General features: G+C 33.6%; 5 protein-coding genes and 1 pseudogene. 2 read left to right on the top strand and 4 right to left on the bottom strand.

Annotation, left to right across the window (positions count from 1 at the left end; genetic code table 11):
* Positions 1–214: 214 nt before the first annotated feature.
* Positions 215–1,057, bottom strand: a complete 843-nt coding sequence (locus ACKPEB_RS07925) for a sulfotransferase family protein (protein WP_408964334.1) — start codon at positions 1,055–1,057, stop codon at positions 215–217.
* A gap of 30 nt (positions 1,058–1,087) precedes the next feature.
* Here ACKPEB_RS07925 and ACKPEB_RS07930 point away from each other — a divergent pair, with 30 nt between their 5' ends.
* Together ACKPEB_RS07930 and ACKPEB_RS07935 are read left to right on the top strand one after the other, a co-directional pair.
* Complete coding sequence (locus ACKPEB_RS07930) at positions 1,088–2,074, top strand: glycosyltransferase (protein WP_408964335.1); 987 nt, start codon at positions 1,088–1,090, stop codon at positions 2,072–2,074.
* A gap of 5 nt (positions 2,075–2,079) precedes the next feature.
* A complete protein-coding gene (locus ACKPEB_RS07935) occupies positions 2,080–3,081 on the top strand; it encodes a glycosyltransferase (RefSeq protein WP_408964336.1) in 1,002 nt (333 codons plus the stop codon).
* Here the strand turns inward: ACKPEB_RS07935 and ACKPEB_RS07940 are convergent.
* From ACKPEB_RS07940 to ACKPEB_RS07950, 3 genes and pseudogenes are all read right to left on the bottom strand, one after another.
* Positions 3,078–4,112 (bottom strand): glycosyltransferase family 2 protein, encoded by a 1,035-nt coding sequence (locus ACKPEB_RS07940; protein ID WP_408964337.1) that lies wholly within the window; start codon positions 4,110–4,112, stop codon positions 3,078–3,080. The genes ACKPEB_RS07935 and ACKPEB_RS07940 overlap by 4 nt on opposite strands.
* 38 nt (positions 4,113–4,150) lie before the next feature.
* A complete protein-coding gene (hpsE, locus tag ACKPEB_RS07945; protein WP_408964338.1) occupies positions 4,151–5,089 on the bottom strand; it encodes a hormogonium polysaccharide biosynthesis glycosyltransferase HpsE in 939 nt (312 codons plus the stop codon).
* A gap of 352 nt (positions 5,090–5,441) precedes the next feature.
* Positions 5,442–5,572, bottom strand: a pseudogene (locus tag ACKPEB_RS07950) (HNH endonuclease); the annotation flags it as partial.

A 5,572-nucleotide genomic window follows, 5' to 3' on the forward strand; every position in this document is an offset into this window, starting at 1 on the left:
AAGACTTCATGGTCTGTATAAAGGGATTTTTTGATAATGGGGAAGATATTCTCGGTATGAATTGTAATCGTTCCCTGTTCAAGTACGGTCATAGGTGAGGTTTAAGTCTGTATAGGATGGTTCTGTTATGATTGTGTGCGATCGCTGTTACCTGACTAGGGATGGATGACCGCCCAAAGGTTGATTCGGATTTCCGTATCTCCCTAATTTTGAATTAAATCTGATTGATTAATTCCAGATTGATGTTTTTGATTTGACTCAAGACATATTGCTGTTGAGTTTCATCAAAAACTGTATAGAACTTGTTCAAACCCGTATTTATTATTTCATTTTTAACGCTTCTTCCGGCTTGTTGCAAAGTTAGTTTTTCAGAAGCTTTTGTATAGTTCGTTAACATTTGTCTATCAAAATTAAGTTCCATAAACTCACAGAGTTTTTCTAAGGTAGATTCAGGATTGTTTACAAGATTTTGATAACCGACTATAATATGATTAGGATAATTCATGTATTGTTGGGTAATTTCAATGGCTTTCAACCAGTTTTCAATACAAAGATCCAAGCTTCTCGCGCCTCCCCAGGGTTGAGGGTATTGATGGGTAGCTTCATATAAAGAAGCAATAACTTCAGAGCCATTCCGAATAATATGAATAAATTTTGCATTCTGTACATATTTAACGATATAGGAAATATAGTAAATATGATCAGGTGTTTTTTCTAAAAATACATGGTTTCCCTGTTCGAGCGTTAGGCATTTCATGGCTTTGATAAAAGCATTGCTATGCCAGCGCATTATAGGTAAATTCGGAAAATATGTTAATAATTCTGGGCGTTTAATCTCTTGTTCAAAATACTGTTTAATATGAGGTTTAAGTCGTTTAGAAGCTAAATTAAAAGCATATCTTTTAGGTTCATATTCCAAAGGAGCCATAAAATGATAAAAATGGGATTCAGTAAAGGAACTGATTTGAGGATGAGCCGCCAACAAACTTTGTAAAAAAGTCGTTCCAGAACGAGAACATCCGACTAAAAAGAAAGGTTGAAATGAATTGTTTTTCATATTGTTATTTTACTTTTAATCAATCAAAATATGCCTGTAATTTCTGTGATTATTCCTGTGTATAATGGAGAAAAAACGATCCGAGAAACGGTTAACTCTGTTCTGGATCAAACGTTCTCGGATTTTGAAATTATTATAATCAATGATGGTTCAACTGACTCCACTTTAGAAGTGATCTCCAGTATTAATGATCCTCGGATCAAGGTTTTCTCCTATCCGAATGGGAATCAAGCGGTTAGTCGTAATCGTGGTATCTCTCATGCTAATAGTGAATATATTGGGTTTATAGATGCAGATGATCTGTGGACACCGGATAAGCTGGAAGCTCAATACAAAGCTTTACAGGATCATCCTGAAGCCGCCGTTGCTTATAGTTGGACGAATTGTATTGATGAATCAAGCCATTTTTTACGGCGTGGTAGCTACAAAACAGTTAATGGAGATGTTTACTCTAATCTATTAGTGGTTAATATACTCGAAAGCGGTTCTAATCCTTTAATTCGTCGTGAAGCTTTAGAAAAAGTAGGTGAATTTGATTCATCCTTAACCCCATCTGAAGATTGGGATATGTGGTTAAGATTAGCAAAACATTATTTGTTTATTACTGTTCCTAAACCTCAAGTTTTATATCGACAATCTTCTCAATCTGCATCTGCTAATGTGTTCAAGTTAGAAGCAGGCAGCAAAAAGGTCATTGAACAAGCTTTTAGCCAAGTTCCTGATTCATTACAATCTCTCAAAAAGAGAAGCCTGGGTAATATCTATAAATATCTGACGTTTAAAGCTCTTGAAGGTAAGCCGAATCGAAAACAGGGTTTAGTCGCATTTGGTTTTCTTTACAATATTCTCATCAATGATCCAGCAATGCTCCGTCGGAAAATTACTTTGAGAACTTTATTAAAAATTGCAACATTTATTTTATTTTCTCAAAGACAAGCGGAATGGATTTTATCTAAATTTGGTAAAATCTCTAATATTGGGGCTTTAATGATATATATTAAAACTGATATTGATTAAAAATTATGCCTAAAATCTCTGTAATTATCCCCGTTTATAACGGAGAAAAAACTATTAAAAAAACCATTGAATCTGTTCTCAAACAAACTTTGCAAGATTTTGAATTAATTGTCATTAACGACGGTTCCCAAGATAAAACATTAGAAATTTTATCCTCGATTCAAGATCCTCGCTTGCGAGTTTTATCTTACTTTAATGCAGGTTTAGCATCAAGTCGAAATCGTGGGATTACAGAAGCAACTGGGGAATATATTTCTTTTCTGGATGCTGATGACCTCTGGACTCCAGATAAATTAGCGGATCAATTAAAAGTATTACAAGAGAATCCTGACGCAATGGTTGCGTATAGTTGGACTGATTGTATTGATGAGTTAGGGCAATTTTCTCGTCGAGGTAGTCATATTAGTGCTGTTGGTTTTGTATACCCAGAACTCTGCTTAATTGATTTTCTGGAAAATGGTTCTAATCCCTTAATTAAGCGTCAAGTTTTTACTCAAGTTGGTCACTTTGATCAATCTCTTCCCTGTGCAGAAGATTGGGATATGTGGCTGCGTTTAGCAATGGATTATCCTTTTGTTGTGGTGGAAAAACCTCAAGTTTTATACAGAGTCTCTTCAGAATCTATGTCATCGGATGTTTGGAAAATGGAACAAGGGTGTTGTCAGGTTATTGAACAAGCTTTTAGCAGAGCTCCTTTATCACTACAGCATCTTAAAAAAGATAGTTTAGCTAATCTTTATAAATACTTAATTTTTAGATCACTAGAAGGAAAAACGAACAAAGAAAAAGCCATTACAGCAATTAGGTTTTTCTTTCAAATGATTAAATATGATTTAGCGATGCTAAAAGCAAAAGTCTGTCTTAAAATTATTTTCAAAATTGTTGTAATTTTACTATTCCCCATTGAACAATCAATGATAATTTTTAAAAAGTATAGCAAATTTTCTAATACATCTACTTTGCTGTCTTATTTAACTGTTAAACCTCCCCACCTTTCTAAAAACTAAACTCCTGATTTTAATTGGGTTCGATCCATAACTGCCTCTGCTAATTCTGGAGGAGCTTTTTTTTGCTGAAAGTAATTTTTAAACTCTTGTTCTATTTGTTCTGTTGACCAAAAATCGCTGACTAACAATTTAATAATAGCTTTAATATAATAAAACCAATATTGATAAATTGGAATTTTATTTTTATGCCAATAAATAATATTTAACATATGCCAAATATTATAGTTTGTTTTAATATTAGTTAACCCTTTTAGGATTTGAAAACGCTTTGACCAGGATTGATTACATTTTAAATGCCATTGTAGCAAAGGTGGCATATAACGGATAAAATCATCAATTGTGTAATCAGTTTGAGCGATTAATTGATTAGATAAAAGAACTTTAAACCCAAAACTTTTAGCTTTATAACTGAACTCGTAATCCCCTCCGTAATGCAGAAATCTTTTCTGATCTGGAAAACCAATTTTTTCTACTATTTCTTTAGGAATGATTACAATATTTCCATTGAGAGCATCAACTTCTACAATATCACTGTCAGAAAAGTTATCCGTTAATTGGACAATTTGGTTTTTTATAGAACCACTATAAACTATCCAATCAGGATAAGTATTATCTCGAACAAACCCCCCATAAATACTATCTTTAAATTGATCATTAGAACAAAGTTCTAAAATTTTTTCTATAAAATTGTCTGATAAGTATATATCATCATTTAACCATAGAATGTAGTGGGTATTTAACTTTTCTACTGCATATTTCATTCCTTGAACGATTGCGCCTGTCCACCATAAATTTCCGTCTCCTTGAATGAGGTGAACTTCAGGAAAGTGATTCAGGATCATTTCTGAAGTTCCATCACTGGAATTATCATCTACAACAACTATATTAATTTTATAAATTTGATCACTAAGCTGACTAATCTGTTTATAGAGTTGAACAAGAATATTGTGGGTTATTGTTTTTCTATTGCGAACCGGGATAATTACTGCAATTATTAGAAGGTTAAGTTTTGTTACTAATTCGTTTTTCATAATTGGCAAGGGAAAAAATATCAAAACGTTTAAAAAAGCTAGAATTTAGAATTGATTGATAATTTTTTCTTTAAGTAATAAAAAGGGCTAAGAACACTAGACTGAAAAAATTGAAGTTCACAAGCAGCAACAATATCCGTTTTGATTTGATCTTTATACTTAATTTGATGTGCAATAGAACGCCTAATTCCCCCCAAAAAAGTTTTAAAAAACAAAATTGGTTTTTTCCATGTCGGAGTTATTAACATTAACAATAAACAAGATTTTAAACCGTAGGTATGAGCGAGATACAATAAATAATTTTTTTCTAAGCGATAAGCAGGAAGATCATGAGCGAGGTGCATTTTCGGATTATACCAAATTTCCCATCCTCCTTTATATAAATTTAAAGAAATTTCATAATCTTCTCCACCTCTATCTATATTTTCTAAAACAGGGGGAACATGATCTAACCAAGCTTGTTTTCTAACAACTAAACCTGCACCTGCGGGAAGTTGTAACTTTTCAGGACAGAATAAAAACGGTTTGTCTCCATTTTCTCGAATGGCTAAATAACCATGAATTCGCTGAAAATTAGGGGGAGGTTCAACTTGATAAATCGGGTGGTTTTGTCCTCCATAAGCTCCAGCTTGGGGGTATTCTTTACTAAATAAATAGCTTTGTAAAACCCAATCGCACTCAGGTAAGTTATCATCATCTAAACATCCAATTAACTCGCCCAAAGCTATTTCTACCCCTCGTTGTCTAGCAAATCCAGCACCCTGTTTGGGTTCAAATACATACCGTAAAGGAGCTTGAAAATCCCACTGTTTTTGACAATTTAAAATTACTTCTGCGGTGCGATCGCTGCTATTATTATCAACAACAATTATTTCCCACGTTATCTGTTCTGTTCCTTGCTGAAGTCTTAATTTTTCTAAAACGGCTGAAATTCGGTTTTCAGAATTATAAGTTGGGATAACAATCGAAAAATCCATGAGCAGAACCTCCGCTTATGGGCTAATTTTGTAACCTTATAAGCTGTATTGCATTTAAAGTGTATATTTTATGGAGCGTTCTCGCTCCCACTACAAGGAATTGGCTATTTCCTCATTACAATTTTAGGTGCTGAAAAGCTTATAGCAATCCTAAATGAATTATATACAAAAAATGCTTAAGATCATTCATTCTCCAAAATCTGATTCAATGTGCTACATCTTAACTCAGGTATAATTATTCTGAATAGGGATATATCGGTTATCACCAGAAAAACATGGGAAGGTTAGAAGCCTCGTCTCTTCAGAGCGAGGAGGAAAACCGACCCAAGCGGTTTTAACCGTCTGGTTTCTTTTAGAATCCATAAGAATAACCATCCTTTTTGTGAATTGATTGACAATATTTATGGCTAATTCCTGCTACTCTACCGTTTTGTGTGGCAATATCAAAACTGCCAGATGCACGGCAAAGAACTCGACCCAAAT

Origin of the sequence: Planktothrix sp. (genome assembly GCF_046067725.1) — a bacterium.
Classification (GTDB): Bacteria; Cyanobacteriota; Cyanobacteriia; order Cyanobacteriales; family Microcoleaceae; genus Planktothrix.